The sequence below is a fragment of the Streptomyces sp. NPDC001502 genome (genome assembly GCF_042894785.1).
Lineage (GTDB): Bacteria > Actinomycetota > Actinomycetes > Streptomycetales > Streptomycetaceae > Streptomyces > Streptomyces kutzneri.
The window spans coordinates 131,296-157,705 of the sequence record NZ_JBIAVW010000005.1; the positions used below are offsets into that span (position 1 = coordinate 131,296).

The following is a 26,410-nucleotide window of genomic DNA, read 5'->3' on the forward strand; positions in this document are numbered from 1 at the left end:
GGTCTTCGGAGGACGCATTGATACCCCACATATCCAGCCGACCTCGACGTGCCCTCGTGCTGGCCGCCACGCTCGGCGCGGCACTCGCTTTCGGGGCCCCCGCCGCGCTCGCCGGCACCGCCCCCGTCTCGCCCAACGGCTCCTCGGCCCCCGCCCCCGCGGCGGCCGCCCCCAAGGCTGCGGCCCCGGCTTCCCAGAGTGCGACCTGGGTTGCCGGTACCCGTGCCTACCTCGTGATCACCGCTCCCGGTGACACCACGGCCGTGCGCAACGCCGTCACCGCGGGCGGCGGCACGGTGTTCCAGTACTACGACGCGATCGGCGTGATCGTCGCCCACTCGGCGTCCGGTACCTTCGCCACCACCATGCGCGGTGTCAGCGGCGTCCAGCAGGTCGGCGCCACCCGCACCTCGGACGTGCGGCGGACGCCTACAACCCGGCGCTGCCCGCCAACCCGACGCAGGCCACGACGCCTTCGGGCGAGCCGGTCCGCGCCGACATGACCCAGATCAAGGCCGACCAGGCCTGGGCCGTCACCACCGGTTCCGCCTCCGTCAAGGTCGGCATCCTGGACACCGGTGTGGACGACCAGCACCAGGACCTGGCACCGAACTTCAACGCGGCGGACTCCGCGTCCTGCGCCTACGGAAAGCCGGACGCCCGTACGGGCGCCTGGCGGGACGTCGGCACCCACGGCACGCACGTGGCCGGTACGGTCGCGGCCGCCAAGAACGGCAAGGGCGTCATCGGCGTGGCCCCGGGCGTGAAGATCTCCTCGGTGCGCATCGCCGAGCCGGGCTCCTCGCTCTTCTTCGCCGAGAACACCGTCTGCGGCTTCATGTGGGCCGGTGACCACGGCTTCAAGGTCACCAACAACAGCTACTACACGGACCCGTGGCAGTTCAACTGCCCGGACAACGCCGACCAGGCCGCGATCATCGAGGGTGTCAAGCGCGCCCAGGAGTACGCGGAGGGCAAGGGCTCGCTGCAGGTCGCGGCGGCCGGCAACTCCAACATCGACCTGGCCAACAAGACGACCGACACCGAGAGCCCGAACGACTCGACGCCGGTCACCCGCACCATCACCAACGCCTGCCTCGACATCCCGACCGAGCTCCCGGGCGTGGTCACGGTCTCGGCGATGGGCACCACCGCGAAGGCCTCGTACTCCAACTACGGCCTGAACGTCGTCGACGTCACGGCCCCTGGCGGCGACACCGTCGGCATCTACAGCACCCAGCCGGGCGGCAAGTACGGCACCATGAGCGGCACGTCGATGGCGTCCCCGCACGTCGCCGGTGTGGCGGCCCTGCTGGCCAGCACCAACCCGGGCATCACTCCGGCGCAGCTGCGCGACAAGCTGGCCACCCAGGCCAACGACGTCGCCTGCCCGTCGGACAGCCGCTGCAAGGGCACCACGGCGAAGAACGGCTTCTTCGGCGAGGGCCAGGTCGACGCGCTGAAGGCCGTCGGCAGCACCCCGCCGCCCGGCAAGTACTTCGAGAACGCCGGTGACTTCGCCATCGGCGACAACACCACGGTGGAGAGCCCGGTCACCGTCAGCGGTGTCACCGGCAACGCCCCGGCCACCCTCAAGGTGGGCGTGAACATCGTGCACACCTACATCGGTGACCTGAAGGTCGACCTGGTCGCGCCGGACGGCACCGTCTACACCGTGCACAACCGTTCCGGCGGCAGCACCGACAACATCAACCAGGTCTTCACCGTGAACGCCTCCTCCGAGGCCGCGAACGGCACCTGGAAGCTGCGGGTCAACGACAACGCCGGCGGCGACACCGGCAAGGTCGACTCCTGGAACCTGACCTTCTAGCAGGTACTCACGTCTGTCAGCGCTGGAGCACGTCGGCGAGCCAGTCGAAGACGACGTCGCAGTGCTGCTGCGGGGCCATCGGGGAGCAGTGCAACTGCGCCCCGGTGGCCTCCGTCAGTTTCACGTACTCGCGGCGCGTGCGCAGGAGGTCGTACATCTGCTGTGGCTGGCCCGGGTAGAACAGCTCGAAGTCGTAGTCCAGGACGAGCGTCGGGGCCTTGATCCTCCCGACCACCTTGGTGATGTCGAGGCCCATGGCCACCTGCGCCGGGGTCCAGAGGTCCGTGAGCACGACGCCCTCGCGGGCCTGGCGCAGTGCCTGCCGGTCGAAGATCTCGAAGCGCTTCTTGACGGTGAAGGCGAGCTCCGGCGTCAGCTCCGGGACGACCTCCTCGTTCCATACCCGGTTGGTCTCCTCCTTGTCGGGCGTGACGATGGCGCGCAGCTCCGCGTCGAATCCCAGCCAGGGGCTGACGCAGCCCGGCTGGCAGGCGACGGCGGCGAGCCGGTGCTCGAAGGCGGCGGCGCGGGCGACCAGGTTGCCGCCCATGCTCAGGCCGGTGAGCGCGATCCGGCCGCTGTCCACGTCCTTGCGGTGCTCCAGCCAGTCGATGAGCGGGCCGACCACCTTCTCCCAGCGGGTGGTGAAGGGGATCTCCTCCACGAACAGGAGCTGCCCCTGGCCGGGTCCGTCGTAGACGAGGGCGTTCCAGCCGCGGCCGAGGGCTGCGGCCACGCCGTAGGTCCACATGTCGAGGTTCTGGCCGTCGCTGCCGTTGGTCAGGATCACGGTGGGGCGCGGTTCGGCGGGACCGTCCGGGCGGAAGAACCAGACCGGCAGGTGGGTCTTGCCGTACGGGACCTTCGCGCGGACGGCGGCCGGTGAGCAGAGCCTGGCGAAGGTGTCCCAGGCTCCCCGCCCGGCCAGGTAGACCGCCTCCTCGTCACCGGGGTGGTCGGTGCCGAGCACGTAGAACAGCGCCTGCGCGTAGTACTGGGCGGCGCGCAGGGACCGGAAGCGGCGGGTCTGCGAGGGAGCGTCGTGGCCGTGGCGGCCGGCGGCCGGGGGCGCGGCGAGCCGGTCCCCCCAGGCGCGGAAGGTGTCGCTGAACGTCTGCTCGGACAGACCGGCCGCGTTGATGGCGTTGACCGCGGTCAGCACCTCGCCCACCTCGGAGGCGCGCATGCCGGCCGCGCCGAGTGCGAGCAGGCCCGCGAAGTTGAAGCCGGGATCGTCGAAGAGCTTCATCGCTCCGGGGGTCGGATCCACGGCCTTGCCGGACGGCTCGGGCGCGGCGGCCGCGGTGCGGGCTCCGCTCCCGACGGCGAGCGCCCCGGCCCCCGCGGCGAGCCCGGTCAGGGCCGCGCGGCGGGTGAGTGCGGAGGGCTGGTGCGGTGTACGAGCGGTCATGCAGCGGACCGTACGCCGGGCCCTCGGCGGGGCGGGGCACGGCGCGCCCTCCCTTGCTCCGAACGGCGGCGCGGCCCCGCGAGGGGTGTCAGCCCGTCCGCCGCCCGGCCCGCAGTACGCAGTCGCCGCAGAGCCCGCCTCCGGGCACCTGGTAGTAGAGGCAGCAGCTGCGCCGTACGAACGCCACCCCGAGCCCCTCCTCATGGATGAAGGTGCCGGTGCCCGCCAGCGCTCCGCCGTCGCCGAGCAGGGCGCCCGCCAGCTCCACGGCCGCGCCTCCCGGCACCCGGTCGACGAGCACGCGCAGCGCCCCGACGAGCCCGGACGCCGCGTTCCCGCGCAGGACCTTCGGCGAGACCCCGAAGCGCTCGCGCAGGGCCTCGTCGAGCACGGCCAGGTTCGCGAGGACGTTCTCCCCGAGTGCCTCGGCCGGCAGGCCGGGGGCGGGCTCGGGCAGCCACAGCTGGAGCGATCCCGCGTCCGGCAGCAGCCACCACACCCGGTCGGCGGCCAGGTCCGGCACCCGGCCCGCCAGTGCCGCGCACCCGAGCCCCAGCGACCAGAGCCGGGAGACGATCCCGAACTGTGCGGTCGAGGCGGCCACCCGGCCCGGTCCGGTGCCGATCCGCCGGCCCACCTCGGCCACGTACGGCCCGAGCTGCTCCCCGTACAGCGCGGTGAGCGGCCGGAAGCCGGGGCCGGGCGGTTCCTTCCCGCAGGGGACGGTGAAGAAGGGTCCCACGGCGGCCAGTCGCCGCAGTACGTCGTCCATAACCGGAATGATCTCAGCGGCGCGGGGCCGAGGTCAGGCCGGGTCCGGGGTCGCCCCTTCGAGGACCTCCACGTAGTGCGGGTTGCGCATGATGCCGAGCACATTGCCGAAGGGGTCGGTGACGGCCGCCGTGACGAATGCGCCGTCGCCGTGCGCGGTCACCGGCTGGTACTCCGTCGCCCCCAGGTCCAGGAGCCGCGCGTGGACCGCGGGAAGATCGTCGACGGCCCAGTAGGCCACCGCGCCGCCCGGGTCCTTCGCCGCGCCCGGCGGGGCGTAGCGGCGGTCGACGATGCCCAGCTCGTGCTGGTAGTCGCCGATCCGGAACTCGGCGTAACCGGGCCGCTCGAAGTACGGGGCGATCCCGAGGAGCTCGGTGTACCAGGCCTTCGCGGCCTCCAGGTCGTCGGCCCAGAAGTTGATCGTCGCAAACCCTCGCAGCATGAACACCCTCCTCGGCGGACACAGGCATCGCTGCGACTCTACGGCGGCCCCGCGGGGGCCGTAGCAGACCCGGGTGGCGCAGTCGTACCTCCCCCGTGGTGCGACCGCTCACGGACACACCGCCGACGACCATGTGTTCGATGTCCGGGCGGGGCGGCGGACCGGCGGGTCCGCGTGCGGGATCCGCGAGCGGGGCCTCGCTCGGGATCACCCGACTCTATCCGCATCCTCGCAGGTCAGGCGCGATCGCAGGGCGATCGGCGGCCGTCGGCGCGGCCGTCTGGGGGGCCCATGTCGTGCACGTGAAGGGATGTCCGTGGATCGTGATTACGGGTGCTCCGAGGCGGGGACCCAAGTGCTCGGAAATCGGTGTCACGCCATTGCCAAATTGGGGGTTCATGAGAGGACTTTAAGGAGCTACATTGAGCCACTCGCGTTCACCTGACAGCCGGTTGCCTTTCACTCGTGTTTTGCACGGGGGGCGACGTCATGGACGCAGACTGTGCAACCACCCCACCGCCCAGAAGGACCGAAGGCTCCGTGCCCGTACCCGTACACCTCGCGGGCCGCACCGTGCGGCTCGAGCCCCTCGCCCCCCACCACACCGAGGCTCTGGCCGTGGCCGGGGCCGAGGATCGTACGACTTACGCCTTCACTCCCGTTCCCCACGGGGTGCAGGCGTCACACGAGTACATCGAACGTGCCCTCGCCGATCAGGCAGCGGGTCGATCGCTCCCGTTCGCGGTGGTCAGAGCCACCGACGGGCGGGTCGTCGGTTCGACCCGGTTCCTGGAACTCGACTACTGGCAGGGGCCCCTGATCTGGCCCGCCGTGCCAGGGGTCCCGTTCGGCGATCCGGCGACGGCGATCCCCGATGCCGCCGAGATCGGCAATACCTGGCTGTCCCCGGGCGCCCAGGGAACCGGCATCAACACCGAGGCGAAGCTGCTCATGCTCCGCCATGCCTTCGAGACCTGGGGGGTACGGCGTATCTCGCTGCGCGCTGACGCGCGCAACGGCCGGTCGCGGGCCGCCATGGAACGTCTGGGCTTCACCTGCGAGGGGGTCCGCCGGGCCCATTCGCGGGGACTGGACGGCGCCGTCCGAAGTACGGCCTTCTACTCGATCCTCGACGAGGAGTGGCCGACCGTGCGGTCGGTCATCGAGCTGAGGCTGTCGGCGGGCGCGCAGCGCAAGCGGCGCCGCAAGACCCTGATCCCCGCGTAACCGCCCCGGCCGGACGGAAAAGCGGAAAAACGGTCCTGCCCCGGCGCTCGACCCGGCCCTCGCCGCTGCCTCCTCAGCCGAGGAAGGCCGGGGCGAGGGCCGAGTCCATGAGCCGGGCCGGAGCGCCGCTCCCGTCGGCCGGTACGGCGTACAGGTCGGCGCCGAAGTCCCCCGGCAAGGCGTAGACGACGGTCCGGTCGTCGGTCCACACCGCCTGGTCGTCCACGCTGCGCTCCTCGGCGAGCGGGGTTTCGGCTCCGGAGGCCAGGTCCAGGGCGTACAGCCGCCACGGCGCCTCGGCCGGCAGGCCCGGCACGCGCTTCTTGAAGACCACCCGGGTCCCGTCCGGTGACAGCGACGGGCACTCCGCGTTCTCGCGCAGGGTGGTCACGGTGCGCCGGCCCAGGTCCCCGCGGACCAGGTGGGTCCGGCCGCCGGTGGCGAGGGTCGCGTAGAAGGTCCGCTCGTCGGCGGCGAAGGTGACCCCCCAGAAGTTGACGTCGGCGCTGCGGTACGGCTTGCCGTCCTTCAGGATCGTGAAGTCCTCCAGCGAGGCGTCGAGCGTGCCGGTGCGCAGGTCGAGCACCGAGGTCCGCGTCGAGAAATTCGTCCCTGCGTACGAGTCCCCGCCGACGAAGACGGTCCAGGCGGCGAGGTGCCCGCCCGGCGAGACCCGGGCCCGGGTCGGGAGGCCGCCCAGCGGATGTGCGGAGACCTCCTTCAGGCGGGCGTCGAGTACGACGGCCCGGTAGCCCTCCTGGACCCCGCCGCGGTCCGCCTGGAGGCAGATCCCGGTGCCCTGGGCTGCATGGAAGCGCAGGCAGCTCACCCCGGACGCGGTACGGGCCCCCTCCGGCGCGGCGGCCGCGACCGTGGCGAGCTCGTCCCGGTGCGGCCCCCAGGCCATGTTGCGGAACACGATCCGCCGGCCGCCGTCGCCCGGCGCCAGCGAGACCGTGCCCGGACCGACCTGCGGGCCGCCCGCCCGGGCGTGGTCCTTCTCGTCGGCGCGGGAGGAGGCCCGTACGACGGCGAGTACGCCCACGGCCGCGAGCAGGGCCACGGCGGTGGCGAGGATCAGGATCCGGCGCTGGAGCGTCATGGCATGACTCCGGGGCGGGGTGGGGTTCCGGGGGCGGCGCGGGGGCACCATACCCAGCGGCCTGCACAAGAGCCAGGCATGGACGGGGGCGGGTCCGTGAACTCCACCGGGCGTACGGGCGCCAGGCAATGGCCTCCCCCAGGGCACCCCAAGAGTAGGAAAAATGCGGAACCCTGACATGCTTTCGTTCATCCTTCGAACGGAAGGACCCAGCAGTCAGACCACCCCGCCCCTCTGGGGGCAGCAGCAGCCGGAGAGCCACCGCACATGTCGTACGCACCCGACGGGCAGCAGTACCAGCCGTACCGGCCGGAAGGACAGATACCGCAGCCGCCCCAAGGCGACCAGTACGGCCGGCCGTACGGACAGCAGCCGCCGCCCGGCCGCCCCCCGCAGCCGTACGGGCAGCAGGAGCAGTACGGGCAGCAGTCGCAGTACGCACCGCAGGACCAGTACGGACAGCAGCCGCAGTACGGGCAGCAGGGGCAGTACCAGGAGCCCGAGCCGCCGCGGCGCAGGTCGCGGGGGCGCCGCTGGCTGATCGCGGGCGCCTCGGTGCTCGCACTCGCCGGCATAGCCGCGCTCGTGCTGAACCACTACGAGATACCCCCGTTCACCGACAAGGGCTCCTCGGTGTCCTTCGGGCAGACGCCCGCCGGTGGCGGCAAGAAGAACGACGCTCCGCCGCCGAACTCCAAGATGCTCATGCCGACCGGGCCGGCCTCCGAGTTCAAGAACACGATGACCCTCCCCGACGGCACGCACGTGGCCGTCACCACGCTGGACGGCAAGAAGTCCGGCTTCAAGGGCAAGGTCTGGGTCTGGGCCCCCAAGGAGTACAACGACCCGAAGTTCGCCAAGAGCGGCTTCCCGGTCATGATCGCCCTGCCGGGCGGCGCCGGTTACCCGAGCAACTACTGGATGGGCACCGACCTCGGCCTCCAGACCAGCATCAGCAAGTGGTACGCGGAGGGCAAGAGCAAGCCCTTCATCCTGGCCATGCCGGTCCTCAACCCGGGGCCGGACGACAAGGGCGTCTACTGGGACGGCTCCGACATCCCCGGCCAGCCCAAGATGGGCACCTGGCTGACCGAGGACGTCCCGGACCTGATGAAGGCGAACTTCCGCACCGTCAAGTCCCGTGACGGCTGGGCCTTCATGGGCTCCTCCACCGGCGGTTTCGCGGGTCTGAAGGCCGTGCTGAAGCACCCGGACAAGTTCAAGGCCGTGATCGCCTCCGGCCCGGACATCGTCCCGGACTCCTCCCTGTGGAAGGGCCACGACAAGGAGAAGGCAGAGAACAACCCGGAGCTGCTGGCGAAGCAGCTGATCGACACCAAGGGTCCGGAGGTCTACCTCGCCTTCCAGGTCGGCGACAGCGAGAACAACAAGAAGACACTGCCCGACGTGCAGAAGTTCATCGCCACCTACGGCAACAAGGGCCCCATCCACTCCGAGTTGAAGGTCATCAAGGGCGGCCAGCACAACGCCAAGACCTATGTGCCGAACATGGGCGAGGGGCCGGTCCAGTTCATCAGCAAGGTCATGGAAGGGCCCGTCGAGTAACGACCGGCTCCCCCGCACCATCGAGCTCCGGCCCGCCGAACACCTTCGGCGGGCCGTCGCCGTTCCAGGCCGCCCAGCCCGGATCGCCCGTCACCGCGAACCGCACCCAGGCCGCGTGCATCTCGTCCGCCAGCGCCTGCGGGGTGTGCGGCCCGGCCAGCCAGGCGGCCTCCGGTACCGTGAGCGTGTCGAACACGAAGCCCAGCTCCAGGGCGTGGCAGGAGCCGAGGCCCGGAACGCCGGAGGGCCAGGCGAACTCGTACAGGAAGCTCGGCGCCGCCCGCCGGGCCCCGGCGAGCCTGCGCAGCGGGTCGCGCAGCAGCCGGTCGGTGAGCAGCTGTCCGGCGAGTTCGGCAGGGCCCGCCGCGGGCAGCGCGGCGCGCAGCGCCCGTACGGCCGCCCGGTCCTTGCCGGAACGGGCGCGGGCCAGCGCCACGGCGAGCGGGCCGAGCCGGTCCAGCAGCCGCATCCCGCCGGTGGGGGCGAGCCACAGCCGGTACTCGTCACGGGTCCAGCCGAGGAGCAGCGGCACCCCGGCGGAGGCGGCCTGGGCGCAGAGGGTGTCGAGGGGGTCGGCCGGGACCGTGTCCGGGTCGGTGACCAGGCCGAAGGCGGGCCCGCCGACGAGCGGGCCGGATCGGCGCAGGACGGCCGCCTGCGCGGCGAGCAGGTCGGGCAGCGCGGTGGCCGTGAAGGCCGCGGCGGTGGCGTCCACCTTGAGCAGCGAGGCCATCCGCCGGACCATGGCGCGGACCCTGGGGCGCGGCAGGACCTCGGGGGCTCCGCTCTGCAGGACGGCCCGGGTGAAGAGCCCGGCGGCGCGCGGGACGGCCAGGAGGGCGCCGGTGCTGATGGCCCCGGCGGATTCGCCGAAGACGGTGACCCGGTCGGGGTCCCCTCCGAAGGCACCGATGTTGTCGCGGACCCATTCCAGGGCGGCGATCTGGTCCAGCAGGCCGCGGTTGGCGGGGGCGTCGGGGAAGAGGCCGTAACCGAGGACGCCGAGGCGGAAGTTGAAGGAGACGAGCACGACCCCGTCGCGGGCGAAGGCGGAGCCGTCGTAGACGGGGACGGCCGAGGAGCCACGGGTGTGGGCCCCGCCGTGGATCCAGACCATGACGGGCAGCCGGGCCCCGGGCGCCGGGTCGGGGGTCCACACGTTCAGGTTCAGGCAGTCGTCCCCGGGGATCACCGGGTCGGGGAGCAGGGCGGCGAAGGTGTCCGGGTAGGGCACCTTGGGCGCGGTCGGCCCGTGGGCGGCGGCATCGCGTACGCCGTCCCAGGCGGCCGGGGGCGCGGGCGCCGCGAAGCGCAGGGCTCCGACGGGCGGGGCCGCGTACGGGATGCCCAGGAAGACGGCGGTCCCCCCGGGCCCGGTCCGGCCCTCGACGACGCCGGCCGCCGTCCTGGCCTGCGGGCGGCGGCGGCCGTCGGCTGCGCCCTCTGCGCTCATCTCGTCCTCCTGCGATGCCGGTGCCGGTGCCGGTGCCGGTGCCGGTCGCACCGTCGCACAGCCGTCCAACGGGTGACAAGGCGTGACCGGGTCCGGGCCCGGCCCGGTTGGACGGGCATGCGATTCCTGCGTATCCACCATGCCGTGCCCGTCGCCCTGCTGCTCGCGGGGGCCACGCTCGTTTCCGGCCCGGCCCTGGCCGCCGGCCCGGACTTCCAGTACGTCGGCCAGGACGACCGGGTCCACGGCCTCACCGCGCCGAGGGGGTGCGTCGCGGCGGAGGGCGGCGGCGCCCGGGCGGTGACCAACGGGACCCGGAGCCCGGCGACCCTCTACGAGGGCCCCGGGTGCTCCGGCCGGGCCCTGCGGGTCCTGCGGCCCGGAGAGGTCGGCCAGGTGCGGCCGTACTTCGCCTCCGTCCGGTTTTCCGTCACCAGGTAGGCGCACGGGCCGTGACCCCTTGGCCTCCCCCGCGTTGTATGCCATGTCAAATGCCACAGGTTGTGTGGCGCCCCACATATCTCATGAGGAGATCTTGATGTCGCGTATCGCGAAGGCATTCGCCATCACCGCTGTCACCGGCAGCGCCGTGGTCGCCGGTGCGGGTCTGGCTGTCGCCGATGCCGGAGCGCACGGTGCGGCGGTCGGCTCCCCCGGTGTCCTGTCGGGCAACCTGCTCCAGGTTCCGGTGCACGTCCCGGTCAACGTCTGCGGCAACACCGTGAACGTGATCGCCCTGCTGAACCCGGCGTTCGGCAACACCTGCGTCAACGTCTCCGGCGGCGGCGACCACCACACCGAGGGTGGCGACTACGGCCACTGATCGCCTGATCGGCTGATCCACGGAAGGGCCCCCGCCACCCGGCGGGGGTCCTTTCCCGTGTGTCCCCGCGTCGCGGAGTGCGCGAACGGCAGGTACGCACGGGCCGCGCGCGTCATTCGTAGCGGTACAGGCCCTGGTGGCCGGACATCTCGCGCGGGGTGATGTTCCACGGCGGCATCGGCTCGTCGAGGGCGATCACCCGGCCGCGCTGGAGGTCGCCGACGGCGAGCGGGGCGGCGGGCAGGTAGCCGGAGCCGGGGTGCTTCTGCTGCCAGCGGTCCCAGATCAGATCGACGAAGGCGTGGTGCAGCCAGAACGCCGGGTCGTTGGGCGCCGTACCGCCGGTCATGTGGCCACCGATCCACTGGTGGACCTTGTTGTGGTTGCGCCAGCGCTCGCTCTTGGGGGCCGACCAGCCCTCCAGCTTGTTGCGGAAGCCGCCCGCGGTGGCCGTGGAGTCCCAGGGGGAGACGTCGTACGTCGGGTCGTCGATCGCCCACTGGAGCTCGGCCGCGGTGGGCAGGGTGATCGGATTCTGCGGCCGGCCGAGGTTGCGGGTGAGGAAGGCGGACTCGGTGATGCCCACGGTCACCGTCCAGTTGCCCGTGTCGTAGGCGAACGGCCCGGTCATCACCTTGCGGTCGCTCGCCCGGCCGGTGCCGCCGAGGAAGTCGTCGGCCCAGAGGGAGGAGACCGGGCTGGTGTCGGTGGTCCAGTCCCAGTACGGGACGCTCACGCCCGGGTCGATCTCCTGCAACCGCCGCTCGAACTCCAGCAGATAGCGCCGGTGCCACGGGAAGAACGACGGGGACATGTGCCCGACGCGCAGCTTGCGGTCGCGGTCGGGCACGAAGTACTTGTCGTGGGTGCGCACGAGGGCGTCGTAGGCGCCGTCGCGCTTGAGCTCCAGCACCGCCGCGGTGAACCGCTTCTTCTGGGCGCTGGTGAGGTTCTTCTGGTTCTGCCGGGTGTGCAATGCGGGGCTCCTCCCGTTCCCGTGCGTCAGTCAGCCGTGGTGCGGGGCCGCGAAGGCGAGCTGGGCGGTGCCCAGTTCGTCGACCGCGGCCCGGGCCAGTTCCAGTGGCGTGGAGTAGGACTGGAAGTGGTTGATCCCGCTGAGGTAGCTGCCGTCGGCCCGGCGCATCACGTGCAGCGGGCGGCCGTCGATCCGGACCCCGGCGACGTCGACGGCGATGTGCCGGCCGCGATAGGACTCCTCCTCGGCGAGCGGCGCCGGGGTGAGGGTCTGCCGGGGACGGCGGGCGCGCAGTACGGGGGCCAGGGCCGCGGCCGTGCCGGCGAGCACGGCCGCGGTGAAGGCCGTACGCAAGGCCGCACGGCGGGTCAGTGGTGCGGCGGGCGATGCTGTGGACATACGGTCTCCCTCGCTCGGTGGCCGGCGGCTACGGGTCTAACGCCGCGCGGCGGGCGAGGTCACCCGTGGGCGTCGCGGAGCTGCTTGTAGAAGAGGGTCGTGGGGTGGAGCCGGCCCGCCGGGTCGGTGGCGTAGTCGGGGATGGTGCCGGCCTCCGTCCAGCCCGCGGAACGGTAGACCCGCTCGGCTCCGCCGCCGGTCTCGGTGTCCAGGAACAGCAGCACCACCCCGGCCCGGGAGGCGGCCGACTCGGCTTCGGCGAGCAGGGCCCGGGCGGTGCCCCGGCCCCGGGCGGCCGGGTGGACCATGAGTTTGCGCAGCTCGGCGCGGTGACGGCCGTTCGCCTTGGTCTCCCGGTACCAGCTGACGGTGCCGTCGATCCGGCCCTCGCCGCCGGTGCGGGAGACCCACAGCGCGAGGGAGCCGTCCTCGACGGCGGGCAACAGGGAGTCCCACCAGGCGGCGGCGCCCTGGTGGTCGAGGCCGGTGAGGAAGCCGAGGGACGATCCGCCGTCGACCACGGCGAGCAGCAGGGCGGCGAGTTCGTCGCAGTGGGCGCGGAGTCCGGTGGCGGAGAGCGCGGTGATGGTGGCCGTCATGGGGCGAGGATAGGGATCAGCGCGGAGCCCGCCCGAGGCGGGGCAGGTGCAGGTGCAGGTCGGTGCCGCACCCCGCGCCGCGCCCGCACTCGGCCGTTCGGCCATGTCCCCGGCCGGCCCGGTGCGGGGCCGGCCGGCACCGGGGCCAGGGGGTGTCTTGTCGATCGGGGCGGATCAGGGAGCGGTGGCCGGTGCCATGGGGTCTCCCCAGGCCCGCCAGGACCGGGGGGAAGGATCGCACGGCGGACGAGGGAGGCGACGCGGAGCGTCGCCGGCCGAGGACGACGCGGCGAGGCGCGGTGCCGGCGCCGCGAGCCCGCCCTGACCGGCACGACACCCCCTACGGCGCGGGGAGTTCCGCGAAGTCCGCGACCAGGCCGCGGTGGTGGCCCGCCGTGCCGAGGGCCAGGGAGTCGGCCTTGGCCCGCTTGAGGTAGAGGTGGGCCGGGTGTTCCCAGGTCATGCCGATGCCGCCGTGCAGCTGTACGCACTCCTCGGCCGCGCGGACGGCCACGCCCGAGCAGTAGGCCTGGGCCACGGCGACCGTCAGCGGGGCGTCGGGGGCCGCGGTGGCCAGGGCGTCGGCCGCGGCCCTCGCCGCCGCGCGCGCGGACGCCACGTCGAGCCAGAGCCGGGCGAGGCGGTGCTTGAGGGCCTGGAAGGAGCCGACGGGCCGGTTGAACTGGTGCCGGCCCCGGACGTGGCCGACCGTCTCCGTCAGGCACCACTCGGCGAGCCCGAGCTGCTCGGAGGCGAGCAGTCCGGCCCCGGAGAGCAGGGCTCCGGCGACGGCCGCCCGGGCCGTTCCGGCATCGGCGAGACGGGTGCCGGCCGCGGCCTCCAGGGTGACGGTGGCGAGCGGGCGGGTCAGGTCCAGCGGGACCTGCGGGGTCAGGCGGGCCGAGGCGGCCGGGACGGCGTAGAGCCCGGTGTCGGCCAGGACCAGCAGGACGCCGGCGGCCACCGCGTCCGCCACGGAGGTGACCGTGCCGGTCAGGCTCCCGTCGCCGAGGTCCCGGACGGGGGCCGGCAGGGGCGCGCCCGGGGCGAGGGTCAGCGGCACGGCCGGGACGCACACCGTGCTGCCCGAGGCCAGCTCCCGCAGCAGCGGGGCGGCTTCCGCGGTGTCGCAGGCGAGCAGGATCTCCGTGGCGAGCACGGCGCTCGTCAGGTACGGGACGGGCGCCACGGCCCGGCCCAGCTCCTCCAGAACCACGGCCGCCTCGCGGTGGCTCGCGCCCTGTCCGCCCAGCTTCTCGGGCACGAGGAGACCGGCCGCGCCGATCTCGACGGCGAGGGTGTGCCAGAGCGCCGGGTCGTGCGGCCGGCCCGTCTCGGCCCGGTCGAGGACGCTCTTCGCGTCGCAGCGGTCGGTGAGCAGCGCGCGTACGGCGGAGCGGAGCTCCTCCTCGGTCCCGGAGTAGAGCAGGTCGGTCGGTGCCGCCGTGGTGGTCATCGGTTGAGGTCCTTCCAGGCGAGGTCCTTGTCGTCGCGCGGCTCGGGGGGCAGGCCGAGGACGCGTTCGGCGACGATGTTGAGGAGGATTTCGCTGGTGCCGCCCTCAATGCTGTTGCCCTTGGCGCGCAGATAGCGGTAGCCGGCCTCGCGGCCGGTGAAGTCGACGCCTTCGGGCCGGCGCATGGTCCAGTCGTCGTACAGCAGGCCCTCCTCCGCGAGGAGTTCGACCTCCAGCGCGCTGATCTCCTGGTTGAGCCGGGCGAAGGTGAGCTTCATGCCCGATCCTTCGGGGCCGGGCGCGCCGGCGACGAGCTGCTGGCGCAGCCGTTCCCCGGTGAGGCGGGCGACCTCGGCCTCGACCCACAGTTCCAGGAGCCGCTGGTGGAGGGCGTGGGTGCGCAGCTCGGGGCGTTCGCGCCAGGCGGCGGCGACGGGGGCGATCATGCCGCCCTCGCGCGGGATGCGCATGCCGCCGATGGAGACCCGCTCGTTCATCAGGGTGGTGCGGGCGACCGCCCAGCCCTCGCCGACGGCGCCGAGGCGGTGGGAGTCGGGGATGCGGACGCCGGTGAGGAAGACCTCGTTGAACTCGGCCTCGCCGGTGATCTGGCGCAGCGGCCGGACCTCGACGCCCGGGGCGTGCATGTCGCAGAGGAAGTAGGTGATGCCCTGGTGCTTGGGGAGCCCGGGGTCGGTGCGGGCGATCAGGATGGCCCAGCGGGCGGTGTGGGCGCTGGAGGTCCACACCTTCTGGCCGTCGACGATCCAGTCGCCGGAGCCCGTCTCGCGGACCGCGCGGGTGCCGAGGGCGGCCAGGTCGGATCCGGCGCCGGGCTCGCTGAAGAGCTGGCACCAGACCTCCTCGCCGGCCCACAGGGGTCGCAGGAAGCGCCGCTTCTGCTCCTCGGTGCCGTACGCGAGGATCGTGGGCGCGGCCATGCCGAGGCCGATGCCGATCCGGCGCGGGTCGTTGTCGGGTGCGCCGGCGGCTTCCAGTTCGGCGTCGACGACGGCCTGGAGGGAGCGGGGGGCGCCGAGGCCGCCGAGGCCCTCGGGGTAGTGGACCCAGGCGAGTCCGGCGTCGAAGCGGGCGCGCAGGAATGCGGCGCGGTCGGTGTCGGCGGGCGGGTGGGCGCGGAGCAGGTCCCGTACGCGCGCCACCAGTTCCTCGGTGGTGGTCATCGCGGGTCCCCTCCGTCCAGGGCCGGTACGACGACCAGCCGGCCGGTGGTGGTGCCGTCGGCGAGGCGCTGTACGGCGTCGGCGACGGCGGTCAGCGGGATGCGTTCGCTGATCAGTGGCCTGACGGCGCCTTCTGCGGCGAGCCGGGTGAGTTCGGTGTGGCAGGCGGCGATGGCGGCGGGGTCCTTGGTGGCGTACAGGCCCCAGTGCAGGCCGAGTACGGCGTAGTTCTTGACGAGGGCGTGGTTGAGGGCGGGCGCGGGGATGGTGCCGCTCGCGAATCCGACGACGACGATGCGGCCCTCGAAGGCCACGCACTTGGCGGAGGCGGTGTACGAGTCGCCGCCGACGGGGTCGTAGACCACGTCGGCGCCGCGCCCGCCGGTGAACTCCTTCACCCGGGTGACGACGTCCTCGGCCGTACGGTCGATCACCAGGTCGCAGCCGAGTTCCTCGGCGGTGCGCGCCTTGGCCTTGCCGCCGACGACCCCGATGACGGTGGCTCCGGCGGCCTTGCCGAGCTGGACGGCGGCGCTGCCGACCCCGCCGGCGGCGGCGTGCACGAGCAGGGTCTCGCCCGGCTGGAGGCGCGCCCGGCGGTGCAGGCCGAACCAGCCGGTCTGGTAGCCGATGTGCAGGGCCGCGGCCTCGGCGTCGTCGAGGCTCTCGGGGGCCGGGAGCAGGGCCCGTTCGGACGCGACCACGTACTCGGCGAAGCCGCCGTGGGGCAGGCTCGGGGTGGCGATGACGCGGCGGCCGTCGTCGGTGCGGCCGCAGATCTCGACACCGGGGGTGAAGGGCAGCGGCGGGCGGATCTGGTACTGGCCGCGGACGAGCAGCGCGTCGGGGAAGTTGAGGTTCGCCGCGAGGACCCGCAGCCGCACCTCGCCCTCGCCGGGTACCGGTTCGGGAATCTCTTCGAGGCGAAGGGCCTCTCGGGGTTCGCCGGGGGTATGTACTCGCCATGCCTGCATCCGGGGCCTCCAGCCGCCGTCGAGGAACCACGCTCCGCGGGCATACTAAGCAGTCGCTTGCCTCCCTGGGAACCACCGGTCAGGGTGGAGAACCCTCCGGAGCGCACCAACACGCGTCATTCAGGCCACACCCGCACCAAGATCAGGCAACATGTGGCGTGCACGTGTCATGACTCAACGGGGAACAGCACCTGTCCAGGGGGGACAACCACATGAGAAGAAGCATGTCCGCGGCCGGAGCCGCCATCGTTCTGGCGGGCCTGATCACCGCGGCCGGCCCGGCCGCGGCGGCCGACGCGAAGTGCGCACCGAAGATCCAGGTGCTCGGCTCGATCGGGGACGAGTCGTACGTCCGCGACATCCCGCCCAGCCAGGGTGTCTTCGGCCTCGGGACGGGCAACCTCGCCGTCGGCGTCTCCGGCCGCAAGCCCGTCTACTGGACCGGCACCACCGTGCACCGGGTCCCGCTGAGCGATCCGGACCAGACCGGGCAGGTGATCGCCGTCAACGCGCACGGCCTGATGGTGGGCGTCGTCCACGGGGTCGACCTCCACTCCCTGTTCACGTACCGGGTGGGCGACGCCGCGATCACCCTGCTGCCGGACAGCTACGGCCACGGCACCGAGGCCGACGTCAACGACGCCGGGTACGTGGTCTCCCGCTCCGACGGCGGGGTCGCCACCGTCTGGAAGGACGGCCGGAAGGTCCGCGAGCTGCCCCTCCCGGCCGAGGCCGGTCCGGGGTCCCGGATCGAGATGGTCACCGGCATCAACAACCGGGGCGACATCCTCGGCATGGCCGCCCAGGACTACGAGGTCCCCGAGACCGGGCAGCACCTGGAGGGCACCCACCCGGTGCTGTGGCCGGGAGACGGCTCCGCCGCCCGGCTGCTGGCCCCCACGGCGAACGACAGCTACGTCCAGGACATCGACGAGAGCGGCCGGGTCGTCGGCTACGACTGGTCCGGACCGTGGTACGAGTACACTCCGCTCGTCTGGGAACCCCCGCTCACCGGGAACCCCACCTCCCCGGTCGTGCTGAGCACGCACCCGTACGCCACGTTCGAGGCGATCAGTGCGACGACGAACCTCACCGTCGGCACGGCCAAGTTCCACCCGGACATGCTGACCCTGCCGGACCAGGCACTCCTGCGGTCCGGCTCCGGCCCGGTCAAGGCCCTGCCGCGGCTGGCTGCGGGCGGGGCGAGCATGGCCGAAGCGGTCTCGGACACCGACCGGGTCGGCGGCTCGGCCGTGAACGCGAAGGGCAAGCTCAAGCCGGTCGTCTGGACCTGCGCGACCAAGCAGGCGTACAACCCGGGGAGCTAGCGCTGTGACCGGCGAGGTTTGCCGGTCACAGCACGAGGGCGTGTCTTTCGGATCGCGCCGGGCCCGCACGGCCCGGGCCGCCCGGGGATGGTGATCTGAGCGCCCGCACGCTATCGATGGGCGCATGGAGAACCCTCTGCGCGGGCTGCCCGCGCCACCGGCGCTCGGCGCCGCCGCCCTGCCCCCCGGGACCTACGCGGGGCAGGTGGTCCTCGTGACCGGCGGCGGCACCGGGCTGGGCAAGGCCATCGCCGCCGAGTTCGCCCGGCTCGGCGCCGATCTGGTGATCGCGAGCCGGCGCGCCGAGCAGCTCAAGGCGGCGCGGGAGGAGTTGGCGGCCGTCCCCGGCGCGGGCGGGGTGACGGCCGCCGTCTGCGACATCAGGGATCCCGAACGGGTCGCCGAGGTCTTCGACGCCGCGCAGGCGGCCTTCGGCCTGCCGGACGTGCTGGTCAACAACGCGGCCGCGAACTTCCCCTCCCCCGCGGAGGACCTCTCGCCGAACGCCTGGCGGGCGGTCGTCGACATCACGCTGACGGGCACCTGGCTGATGACCCGCGAGTTCGGCCGCCGCCACCTCGCCGCGGGCACCGGCGGCTCGATCGTGAACATCGGTGCCTCGTACGCCTGGACGGGCGGGCCGGGCTTCGCCCACAGCGCCGCGGCCAAGGCGGGGGTGAAGAGCCTGGTGGAGACGCTCGCCGTCGAATGGGGCCCGTACGGCATCCAGATCAACGGGCTCGTCCCCGGGCTGTTCCCGCACGCCGACATGACCGAGGACATCCGGGGCGGCCTGGAGCGCGCCGCGCCCGGCGCGAAGGACGCCCGGCAGCCCGCTCTGCGGGTCGGCGCGCCGCGTGAACTGGGCTGGGCCGCCACCTTCCTGGCATCGCCGTACGCCCGGTTCATCACCGGGCACACGCTGGTGGTGGACGGCGCGAACTGGCAGCGCCGGTCGGTGGTCAGCCCCGAGGTGGTCCCGGTCCGCACCCAGCTGGGCCGCGGCCCCTTCACCCCCTCCCCCTGAACGCCGGTTGTCGGTGGGTGGTGCGAGGATCGGAGCATGTCTCTCGCCGAACTGACCCTTGACCGCTGGCGCTCGCTCAAGCCGGCCGCCGCCGAACGCCTCGCCCACGAGGCCGCCGGACAGGTGGGCGGCCGGGTGGTGCTGTTCGACGCCGTCGGACACCTGGGCGGGCCGCTGCACCGCGTACGCATCGAGCGCGAGGGGCGGGAGTTCGCGCTCGTACCGGGCGGCACGGTGCGGCTGGGGTTCGACCTGGACGCCTGGGAGCCGACGCCCGCACAGGCCGCCGACTTCGCGGCCGGCGTGGACGAGGGGTACGGGTACGGGCACGAGGACCTCAAGTCCTATCTCGCCGACGTGCTCAGCCCGCCGCGCACCGCGGCGCTGGCCACCGTGTTCATGGCCGTGGAGGACGAGGCCCTGACCGAGCCGGCGGCCGACATGCCGGCCGCGCTCGCGGCACACGGGCTGCGGATACCCGGCGCCGACGAGTGGGAGCACGCGTGCGGGGCCGGGGCGGGCACCCTGTTCCGGTGGGGGAACGAATGCCCCCTGGACGAGCCGTCGTACGGGAGCGGCCGCCTGCGCCACGAGCCGAACGCCTTCGGGCTGCACATCGCCTACGACAGCTACGGCACGGAGCTGAGCGGCGACCCGTCCGCGGTGCACGGCGGTGACGGCGGGGAGGCCGTCTGCGGCGGGTACGGCGATCTGCTCGGCTGGCTGCCGCTGGCCACCGCCAACCGCAATCCGTACGCGGCCGAGTTCACGTACGGCCCGGACGGCGAGGGCATGTACGAGGAGTTCTCGACCCGGCCGGTGCTCAGCCTCCGGTGAAGCGCGGGGGCCTGCGGGCCGCCTTGGCGGTGTAACCCTCCCGGCAGTCCTCCGAGGTGAGGGTGAGGGCGGCGGTCATCGCCACCCGGTCGAGGGCGGCGGGGAGGGCGGCATCGGCGTAGCCGTCGATCGCGCGCTTGATGCCCTGGACGGCGAGCGGCGCGTTGGCGGCGATCTCCTGCGCCACGGCGCGGGCGGCGGCCTCCAGGTCCTCGCCGGGGACGACCAGCTGGACGAGGTTGAGCCGCTGCGCCGTCGCGGCGTCGACGCGCCGGCCCGTCAGGGCCAGGTACTTGGCCCAGCCCGCACCCGCCTCGCGGGCGACGCGCAGGTCGCCGCCCGCGTCCACCGCCACACCGAGCCCGGCTTCCGGGAGCGCGAAGACGGCGTCCTCGGCCGCCACCCGGACATCGGCCATCAGCGCCAGCTCGAAGCCGAAGCCGAGGCAGTAGCCCTGGACGGCGGCCACCACCGGCTGGGGGAGGCGGGCGAGGACCGCGAACCGCTCGTGCACCCAGCGGATGCCCTCGTAGTAGTTGCGGGTGCGCTCGGCCGGGGTGGCGCCCGTGATGGCGCCGCCCGGGGCGCTCACGTCGATGCCCGCGCAGAAGGCCCGGCCCTCGGCCCGCAGCAGCACCGCCCGTACGGACGCGTCGAAGCGGATCCGGTCCGCGAGCAGGCCGAGCTGGCGGGTGGACTCCCAGCTCCAGCCGTTGAGCCGGTCCGGGCGGCACAGGGTGAGGACCGCGAGACCGTCCGCGACCTCCAGCCTGATCCGCTCCTCACCCTCCGCGATCTCCGTGGAGATGGTGTCGATCACCGTGTCCCGCACCCCCGGCCCGATGGCTGACGACCCGCCGAACTGACGGATCGTCAGACTAGAGGTGGCCGGTCAGCGGGGGAAGACCTCGAACGCCACGGCCGGACGCCCGCCGAACCGGGCCGCGGCCTGCTGGGCGTTCCCGGTGAGGAAGGTGCGGACGTACTCCTCGGGGTCCTGGTCCGTGAGCACCTCGATGTACGCCTTGTGCTCCAGGAGGGAGGCGATCGAACGCTCCAGCCCGGGGCCGGCGTCGACCGCGTGCGTCGGGGTGGCGGATCCGGCCACCGCGACCCAGCGCACGCCGTTCCACGGCTCCAGCCCCTGCTCGGTCAGCTCGGGGAAGATCCAGCGGTTCCCGGCATCACCGGCCGCGTCCAGCACGGCCCGGCCGACGGCCTTGTGGTCGGGGGTGTTCCAGTAGCCGCCGCCCTGCGCACCGCCCCACGTGTCACGGTGGTTGAGGGTGACGATCAGCTCGGGCCGGTGCCGCCTGATGGCGGCGGCGATGTCCCGGCGCAGGCCGAGGCCGTACTCGACGACGCCGTCGTGGTAGTCCAGGAACTCCACCTCGGACACGCCGACGACCGCCGCGCTCGCCCGCTGCTCCGCCTCGCGCAGGGGACCGCAGTCGGCGGGGGCGATGCTGTCGATGCCCGCCTCGCCGCGCGTGGCGAGCAGGTAGACGAACTCCCGGCCCCCGTCCGTCCAGTGCGCGATCGCCGCGGCGCACCCGTACTCGAGGTCGTCGGGGTGCGCGACCACCGCGAGGGCGCGCGTCCAGTCGGTGGGCATGGGCTGCAAGGCGGGCTGCTGATCAGGCTGTTCGGTCATGTCTCGCACAATAGGCGAATGGACCGACACGGGCAGGTGGTGGCGCTGCTCGACGCCACGGGGATCTTCTTCGAGCCGGCCCGTACCGCCTTCCCGGGGGCGAGCGAGGCGGCGTGGGAGCGGGCCGGCCGGCTGGATCCGGGCGCGATCGGGCCGGACGGGAGCTGGGCGCTCGATTTCCGGTGCTTCGCGATCGCCCGGCCCGGCGGCCGCTGGGTGCTGGTGGACGCCGGGGTCGGGCCGGCGGGGTCCCCCGCCGCCGCCTGGGCGCCGGTCCCGGGGCGGCTGCCGGACGCCCTCGCTGCGGCCGGCATCGCTCCGGCCGACGTGGAGGCCGTGGCCCTGACCCATCTTCACGAGGACAACGCGGGCTGGTCGTCGGGGTCCGACGGGGAGCCGTTCTTCCCGGCGGCCCGGTACGTGGTGCAGCGCGCGGAGGTGGCCGGGCTGGACCGGGCGGACCCGGTGTGGGACTGGACGGTGGCGCCGCTGCGGGCGAGCGGGCAGCTGCACGAGGTGGACGGGATCCATCGGATGGCCCCCGGCATCACCCTGCTGCCGACGCCCGGGCACACCCCGGGGCACCAGTCGGTGCTGGTGGACCAGGGCGCCGGGGCCCGGGACGTGGTGGTCACCGGGGACGTACTGGTGCATGCGGTGCAGCTGGGCGACCCGACGGTGCCGTACTCCCACGAGCGAGACCGGGAGACCGCCCGGGCCTCCCGGGAGGACCTGCTGGCGCGGGCCCGGCGGCGCGGCGCCCTGCTGGCCACCGCGCACCTGACCCGCGCGTTCGTGGAGCCGCCCCCGGAAACGACAGTGGGCCGGCGCCCCTGAACGGGGACGCCGGCCCGGCGCGTCGAGGTGAGATCAGCCGACCGGCCGCGGGGTCGCGTCGATCCCGGTGACCGTCGCCCGGAACCAGACGGCCTTGCCGTCGGCTCCGACGGCGGCCAGGTCGGCCCGCCCGTCGCGGTCGAAGTCGCCCGCCGAGACCAAGGTCGGGTACGCCGTCCGGCCGAGGCCCGAGCCGATCTTCACGCGCTGCGCCGTGCCCCAGCTCGTGGGGTCGAGGTGCCCGGCGGCGTTCTTGGTCCCCTTCACGGCGAACAGGTCGCCCGAGGCGTCGTCGCGCACCCACAGGTCGGCCGCGCCGTCGCCGTCGGTGTCGCCCGGGACGAGGACCGAGACGGTGTCCCAGCCGCCGTTGCCGACGAGGACCGGGCCGCCGCTCATGTCGAGGTAGCCGGAGCGGCTGCCCATGTACGCCCAGAGTCGCGCGCCCTGCTTGACCAGCAGGTCGGGCTCGCCGTCGCCGTTCAGGTCACCCGCGTCGGCGGTGTCCTCGGCCTGGGACCAGTGGTCGTCTCCGGTCCACGCCGGGTCGTCGTTGACGCACCCCGCGTCCGGATCCGCGACCGGGCAGAAGACGCTCAGCACGATGCCGTCGTGCGGACGGACGCTGCCGAGGCCGTCGTTGGGGAGGATCCGGAGCTGCTTGGCCCCCAGCCCTTCGACCCGCTCCAGGACCAGCAGGTCGTTGTAGCCGTCCTCGCCCCAGTCCCCGCCGGCGGCGATCCGGGTTCCCGGGGTGAAGGACGCCCCGCCGTCGGTGGCCGGGGCGAAGGTGCCGTCGGCCCGGCCGGCCGAGAAGCGGAGCCTGCCGGCCGCGTCCAGGGTCCACAGGTCGCGCAGGCCGTCGCCGTTCAGGTCACCGGCGGCGTCGCGGACCCCACCGTTGCCGAGGGCCCAGATCTGGTATGCGGCCTGGTCGGAGCGGTATCCGGCCTGGTCGACGCTGTAGGCGTAGATCGTGTGGGGGCCGGAGCCGGTCGGCGTGATCACGACCGCGGCGCCCGGCGCCACGGTGACCTGGCGGGAGTCGAAGTCCGACCAGTAGACGATCTTTTCGAGGTTGGCGGCGCCACCGGTGCCGAAGGTGAAGGTGCCGGGGGTGCGGGCCTTGCCGGTGCCGGCGGGGGCGCCGTTCGAGGCGTCGGGGAACTCAGGGGAGCCGATCACCGGCGGCACGGGGCGGCCGATGGTGGTCTCCAGCTTCGCGCTGGCCGGGGCGAAGCGCTTCCAGGCCGAGGAGTCGGACTCGTTCGAGGCGAACAGACCGACGGTGACGGAGGCCTGGGACCTGGCCGCCGCCTCCTTCACCAACGCGGTGGCGTCGAAGACGAGGTCGCCCGCCGCGCAGCCCTCACGGCCCTTGGCGTCCGTGACCGTCGCCAGCCGCACACCCTTGACGGGCTGGTTCTTCCACGTGGTCTTCGCCGAGACGGCGCCGACGCTCCACAGCTCCACCGGACGGCCCGTGCAGGACGCGGCCCCCGTGTTGGTGATCCGGAAGGTCGCCTTGGAGACCGTGGCGCCCCCGAGCGCGGTGGTGTCCAGGCGGAGGTAGGCGCGGGACAGGCCCTCGGCGGCGCCCTCGTTGCCGACGCGCAGGTCGTCGGCGGTGTTCCAGGAGGAGCGGTTCGGGTTCTTCTTGGACACGCGCGTCCAGGCCTGCGCGCCGGCGGGGGTCTCCCCCGCCCCCGCGGCGCTGACGGCGGGTGCGGCGACGGCGGTCGTCGCCGTTCCTGCCACCACGCCGGTCACGGCCAGTCCGCCGGCCAGGGCCAGCGAGACGGCGCTCGACATCCTTCTCAGCATGCACGCTCCACACATCGGTCGGTTCCTCGGGTAGGAGGCCCCACCCTAACCGTGTGATCAACTTCTGCCGGAACGATTTATCGAGGCCCCCATCACATCCCTGACCTGCACGGATACCGGTTACGCCGCGTCGCGGACCAGGGCCAGCAGCCGGTCCAGGACGCGGGTGCCGCCGGCGCGGACGCCGTCGTGCTCGAACTCGTCCGTCACCCAGGTCCGCAGGCCCCGGACGGACCGGGCCGTCTCCAGCGAGTGCGCGGTGTCCACGTACATGTCGTCGTGGTAGACGGCGGCGGCCACCGGCACCTCGTTGGCGGCCAGGCGCGCGGGGTCGTAGAGCGGCTGCCAGCCGGTACGGGCGGCCAGCAGATCCGCGGTCTCGCGCAGCGGGGCGAGGGACGGGTCGGTGGTGAAGTGCCAGGGGTGGATGGTCTCGCCGGTGAAGAGCAGCGGCTCGTCGCCCGCGAGCGTCTTGCCGGCGTCGAAGCGGGGGTGGCCGGCGCGCACCCGTTCGGCGGCCCAGCCGGTGGGCGTGGCGGGGTCCTGGGCGTAGATCGCCTCGTGGACCAGTGCGTAGAGGGGGTGCCCGGCGAAGGAGAGCTGGGCCCGGACGGCCTCCAGGAAGGCGTCGGAGAGGACGGGTCCCGCGGGGGTCGGCACGAAGGCGTCCTCCAGCAGGTAGTGGAGCTGGTGGCTGCCGTCGCCCCCGCCGAGGAGGATGCCGAGGGACTGGAAGCCCTCGACGGTGAGGCGGTGGCCGCCGGGGAGTTCGGCCGGGTGCTCCGCGAGGTGGGCGGCGATCCGGCGGGCGCGCTCGACGTCCATCGGGTACCGGGCGTAGTGGGCCAGGTTCTTGCGCTCGGTGCGGGGGTACGCGGCCTCGTACACCTCGTCGGCGGTGGCGGTCAGCGACGGGAGGCCGCCGGTGATCAGGGCGGCGGTGAGGCCTTCGGGGGCGGTGGAGAGGTAGTGGGTGGCGCAGAAGCCGCCGAAGCTCTGGCCGAGCACGGTCCAGGGCGCGCCGCCGGTCAGGCCGGGGCGGATGGCCTCGGCGTCGCGCACGATGGAGTCGGCGCGGAAGTGGGCGAGGTACTCCGCCTGCTCCGCGGGGGTGCCGCGCAGGGGCAGGGTCTGCCGGTTCACCGGGGTGGAGCGGCCGGTTCCGCGCTGGTCGAGGAGCAGCACCCGGTATTCGGTCAGCGCGCGCTCCAGCCAGGCCTGGCGGCCGATGAAGCGGCGGGCGCCGAAGCCGGGACCGCCCTCCAGGTAGAGCAGCCACGGCAGCCCCTCGGGGTCCCTGCCGGCGGCCACGACCTCCCGGGCGTACAGCTCGATCCGCTCCCCGTCCGGGCGCGCGTGGTCCAGGGGGACGGAGAACCGGTGGTCGGTGAGGACCGTGCCGGGCTGGCGGTAGCTGTGTGCGATGGTCACGGACGCCCCCAGGGGTACGAGGAGATGAAGGACCGCGCCCCGGCCGGGTGGCGGCGGGGGCGCGGGGGTTGTGGCGGTCCGAGTCTAGGCAGGGCCTGACCGGACCGGCCGGACCGGCCTGGCGTGACGGGCGGGCCGGTCCGGTCCGGACGGGGTGTCAGAACTCGACGACCGAGCGGAGGACCTCGCCGCGTTCCATCCGGGCGAAGGCGTCCTCGACGCCGTCGAGCGGAATGGTCTCGGAGACGAAGGCGTCCAGATCGAGCCGGCCTTGCAGGTAGAGGTCGATGAGCAGCGGGAAGTCGCGCTCGGGCAGGCAGTCCCCGTACCAGGAGGACTTCAGGGCGCCGCCGCGGCCGAAGACGTCGAGGAGCGGGAGTTCGAGCTTCATCTCCGGGGTCGGTACGCCCACCAGGACCACCGTCCCGGCCAGGTCGCGCGCGTAGAAGGCCTGCTGGTAGGTCTCGGGGCGGCCCACGGCGTCGATGACCACGTCCGCGCCATTGCCGCCGGTCAGGGCCTGGACGGCCTTGACCACGTCCTCCGTGCGCCCGTTGACGGTGTGGGTCGCGCCCAGACCCCGGGCCCACTCCAGCTTCCGGTCGTCCAGGTCCACCGCGATGATCCGCGAGGCGCCCGCGAGGCGGGCTCCGGCCACGGCCGCGTTGCCCACTCCCCCGCAGCCGATGACGGCGACGGAGTCGCCCCGCCCGACGTTGCCGGTGTTCAGGGCGGCGCCGAGACCGGCCATCACGCCGCAGCCGAGGAGTCCGGCGGCGGCCGGGGCGGCCGCCGGGTCCACCTTGGTGCACTGGCCGGCCGCGACCAGGGTCTTCTCGGCGAACGCACCGATGCCGAGGGCCGGGGAGAGCGGGGTGCCGTCCTCCAGGGTCATGGGCTGGGTGGCGTTGTGCGTGGCGAAGCAGTACCAGGGGCGACCGCGCTTGCAGGCGCGACAGGTGCCGCACACCGCACGCCAGTTCAGGATCACGAAGTCCCCGGGGGCCACGGAGGTGACGTCAGGGCCGACCGATTCGACGACTCCGGCGGCCTCGTGGCCGAGCAGGAAGGGGAATTCGTCGTTGATGCCGCCCTCACGGTAGTGCAGGTCGGTGTGGCAGACCCCGCAGGCCTGCACCCGGACGAGGGCCTCGCCGGGTCCCGGGTCGGGCACGAGGATCGTCGTCGTCTCCACCGGTGCGCCCTTGCTCCGGGCGATGACCCCTCGTACGCGATGTGTCACGTCGTACCCCGC

At 73.4% G+C, this 26,410-nt stretch carries 24 protein-coding genes and 1 pseudogene; 9 read left to right on the forward strand and 16 right to left on the reverse strand.

All coding sequences use genetic code 11. The features are described 5' to 3' along the window. Positions 1-56 precede the first annotated feature (56 nt). A pseudogene (locus ACFY0D_RS10155) lies at positions 57-1,831 on the forward strand (S8 family serine peptidase). A 16-nt stretch (positions 1,832-1,847) separates the two neighbouring features. Here ACFY0D_RS10155 and ACFY0D_RS10160 read toward each other — a convergent pair. From ACFY0D_RS10160 to ACFY0D_RS10170, 3 genes are all read right to left on the reverse strand, one after another. After that, positions 1,848-3,242 (reverse strand): alpha/beta hydrolase family protein, encoded by a 1,395-nt coding sequence (locus tag ACFY0D_RS10160; protein WP_390797877.1) that lies wholly within the window; start codon positions 3,240-3,242, stop codon positions 1,848-1,850. An 88-nt stretch (positions 3,243-3,330) separates the two neighbouring features. Then, a complete protein-coding gene (locus ACFY0D_RS10165; RefSeq protein ID WP_390797878.1) occupies positions 3,331-4,014 on the reverse strand; it encodes a (2Fe-2S)-binding protein in 684 nt (227 codons plus the stop codon). A 33-nt stretch (positions 4,015-4,047) separates the two neighbouring features. Beyond that, the gene (locus tag ACFY0D_RS10170) at positions 4,048-4,458 is read right to left on the reverse strand and encodes a VOC family protein (RefSeq protein WP_390797879.1); all 411 of its coding nucleotides are present in this window, start codon (positions 4,456-4,458) and stop codon (positions 4,048-4,050) included. Positions 4,459-4,998: 540 nt separating this feature from the next. Here ACFY0D_RS10170 and ACFY0D_RS10175 point away from each other — a divergent pair. After that, positions 4,999-5,685: a GNAT family N-acetyltransferase gene (locus ACFY0D_RS10175; RefSeq protein WP_390797880.1), complete on the forward strand. Its 687-nt coding sequence runs from the start codon at positions 4,999-5,001 to the stop codon at positions 5,683-5,685. A gap of 73 nt (positions 5,686-5,758) precedes the next feature. Here ACFY0D_RS10175 and ACFY0D_RS10180 read toward each other — a convergent pair whose 3' ends face one another. Next, entirely contained in the window at positions 5,759-6,787 is a 1,029-nt protein-coding gene (locus ACFY0D_RS10180; RefSeq protein WP_390797881.1) for a TolB family protein, read from the reverse strand. Between the two features lie 267 nt (positions 6,788-7,054). On the opposite strand from ACFY0D_RS10180, the gene ACFY0D_RS10185 reads away from it, so the two are divergent. Continuing rightward, positions 7,055-8,353, forward strand: a complete 1,299-nt coding sequence (locus tag ACFY0D_RS10185) for an alpha/beta hydrolase (protein WP_390797882.1) — start codon at positions 7,055-7,057, stop codon at positions 8,351-8,353. On the opposite strand, the gene ACFY0D_RS10190 is transcribed toward ACFY0D_RS10185, so the two are convergent. Then, positions 8,331-9,806 carry a carboxylesterase/lipase family protein gene (locus ACFY0D_RS10190; protein ID WP_390797883.1) on the reverse strand — a complete coding sequence of 492 codons (1,476 nt, stop codon included), beginning with the start codon at positions 9,804-9,806 and terminating at the stop codon, positions 8,331-8,333. The two genes, ACFY0D_RS10185 and ACFY0D_RS10190, sit on opposite strands and share 23 nt — an antisense overlap. Positions 9,807-9,923: 117 nt before the next feature. Between ACFY0D_RS10190 and ACFY0D_RS10195 the strand changes: the two genes are divergently transcribed. Both ACFY0D_RS10195 and ACFY0D_RS10200 read left to right on the forward strand, forming a co-directional pair. Beyond that, positions 9,924-10,247 (forward strand): hypothetical protein, encoded by a 324-nt coding sequence (locus tag ACFY0D_RS10195; protein ID WP_390797884.1) that lies wholly within the window; start codon positions 9,924-9,926, stop codon positions 10,245-10,247. Between the two features lie 97 nt (positions 10,248-10,344). Next, positions 10,345-10,629, forward strand: a complete 285-nt coding sequence (locus tag ACFY0D_RS10200; protein WP_390797885.1) for a chaplin — start codon at positions 10,345-10,347, stop codon at positions 10,627-10,629. A gap of 112 nt (positions 10,630-10,741) precedes the next feature. Here the strand turns inward: ACFY0D_RS10200 and ACFY0D_RS10205 are convergent, their stop codons facing one another. The 6 genes from ACFY0D_RS10205 to ACFY0D_RS10230 form a co-directional block, all read right to left on the reverse strand. After that, positions 10,742-11,605: a tyrosinase family protein gene (locus ACFY0D_RS10205; protein WP_390797886.1), complete on the reverse strand. Its 864-nt coding sequence runs from the start codon at positions 11,603-11,605 to the stop codon at positions 10,742-10,744. Positions 11,606-11,635: 30 nt separating this feature from the next. After that, positions 11,636-12,004 (reverse strand): tyrosinase family oxidase copper chaperone, encoded by a 369-nt coding sequence (locus ACFY0D_RS10210; protein ID WP_390797887.1) that lies wholly within the window; start codon positions 12,002-12,004, stop codon positions 11,636-11,638. 59 nt (positions 12,005-12,063) lie between these two features. Further along, on the reverse strand, positions 12,064-12,603 hold the full coding sequence (locus ACFY0D_RS10215) for a GNAT family N-acetyltransferase (RefSeq protein WP_390797888.1): 540 nt from the start codon (positions 12,601-12,603) through the stop codon (positions 12,064-12,066). 340 nt (positions 12,604-12,943) lie between these two features. Continuing rightward, positions 12,944-14,059 (reverse strand): acyl-CoA dehydrogenase family protein, encoded by a 1,116-nt coding sequence (locus ACFY0D_RS10220; RefSeq protein WP_390797889.1) that lies wholly within the window; start codon positions 14,057-14,059, stop codon positions 12,944-12,946. After that, positions 14,056-15,243 carry an acyl-CoA dehydrogenase family protein gene (locus ACFY0D_RS10225; protein ID WP_390797890.1) on the reverse strand — a complete coding sequence of 396 codons (1,188 nt, stop codon included), beginning with the start codon at positions 15,241-15,243 and terminating at the stop codon, positions 14,056-14,058. The genes ACFY0D_RS10220 and ACFY0D_RS10225 overlap by 4 nt, the downstream gene beginning before the upstream one ends. Beyond that, positions 15,240-16,217, reverse strand: coding sequence for an NADPH:quinone oxidoreductase family protein (locus ACFY0D_RS10230; RefSeq protein WP_390797891.1), 978 nt, complete (start codon positions 16,215-16,217; stop codon positions 15,240-15,242). The genes ACFY0D_RS10225 and ACFY0D_RS10230 overlap by 4 nt, the downstream gene beginning before the upstream one ends. Before the next feature lie 212 nt (positions 16,218-16,429). On the opposite strand from ACFY0D_RS10230, the gene ACFY0D_RS10235 reads away from it, so the two are divergent. From ACFY0D_RS10235 to ACFY0D_RS10245, 3 genes are all read left to right on the forward strand, one after another. After that, on the forward strand, positions 16,430-17,545 hold the full coding sequence (locus ACFY0D_RS10235) for a hypothetical protein (RefSeq protein WP_390797892.1): 1,116 nt from the start codon (positions 16,430-16,432) through the stop codon (positions 17,543-17,545). Positions 17,546-17,669: 124 nt separating this feature from the next. After that, entirely contained in the window at positions 17,670-18,572 is a 903-nt protein-coding gene (locus tag ACFY0D_RS10240) for an SDR family oxidoreductase (RefSeq protein WP_390797893.1), read from the forward strand. A 36-nt stretch (positions 18,573-18,608) separates the two neighbouring features. Continuing rightward, the gene (locus ACFY0D_RS10245; RefSeq protein WP_390797894.1) at positions 18,609-19,409 is read left to right on the forward strand and encodes a hypothetical protein; all 801 of its coding nucleotides are present in this window, start codon (positions 18,609-18,611) and stop codon (positions 19,407-19,409) included. Here the strand turns inward: ACFY0D_RS10245 and ACFY0D_RS10250 are convergent. Together ACFY0D_RS10250 and ACFY0D_RS10255 are read right to left on the reverse strand one after the other, a co-directional pair. Continuing rightward, a complete protein-coding gene (locus ACFY0D_RS10250; protein ID WP_390797895.1) occupies positions 19,396-20,229 on the reverse strand; it encodes an enoyl-CoA hydratase/isomerase family protein in 834 nt (277 codons plus the stop codon). The two genes, ACFY0D_RS10245 and ACFY0D_RS10250, sit on opposite strands and share 14 nt — an antisense overlap. 72 nt (positions 20,230-20,301) lie before the next feature. Further along, on the reverse strand, positions 20,302-21,063 hold the full coding sequence (locus ACFY0D_RS10255; protein ID WP_390797896.1) for a PIG-L deacetylase family protein: 762 nt from the start codon (positions 21,061-21,063) through the stop codon (positions 20,302-20,304). Between the two features lie 18 nt (positions 21,064-21,081). On the opposite strand from ACFY0D_RS10255, the gene ACFY0D_RS10260 reads away from it, so the two are divergent. After that, the gene (locus tag ACFY0D_RS10260) at positions 21,082-21,900 is read left to right on the forward strand and encodes an MBL fold metallo-hydrolase (protein ID WP_390797897.1); all 819 of its coding nucleotides are present in this window, start codon (positions 21,082-21,084) and stop codon (positions 21,898-21,900) included. Between the two features lie 33 nt (positions 21,901-21,933). Here the strand turns inward: ACFY0D_RS10260 and ACFY0D_RS10265 are convergent, their stop codons facing one another. The 3 genes from ACFY0D_RS10265 to ACFY0D_RS10275 form a co-directional block, all read right to left on the reverse strand. Beyond that, entirely contained in the window at positions 21,934-23,712 is a 1,779-nt protein-coding gene (locus ACFY0D_RS10265) for a DNRLRE domain-containing protein (protein ID WP_390797898.1), read from the reverse strand. 132 nt (positions 23,713-23,844) lie between these two features. Then, positions 23,845-25,149: an alpha/beta fold hydrolase gene (locus ACFY0D_RS10270; protein WP_390798170.1), complete on the reverse strand. Its 1,305-nt coding sequence runs from the start codon at positions 25,147-25,149 to the stop codon at positions 23,845-23,847. Between the two features lie 163 nt (positions 25,150-25,312). Beyond that, positions 25,313-26,398, reverse strand: a complete 1,086-nt coding sequence (locus tag ACFY0D_RS10275; protein ID WP_314247657.1) for an S-(hydroxymethyl)mycothiol dehydrogenase — start codon at positions 26,396-26,398, stop codon at positions 25,313-25,315. Positions 26,399-26,410 lie beyond the last annotated feature (12 nt).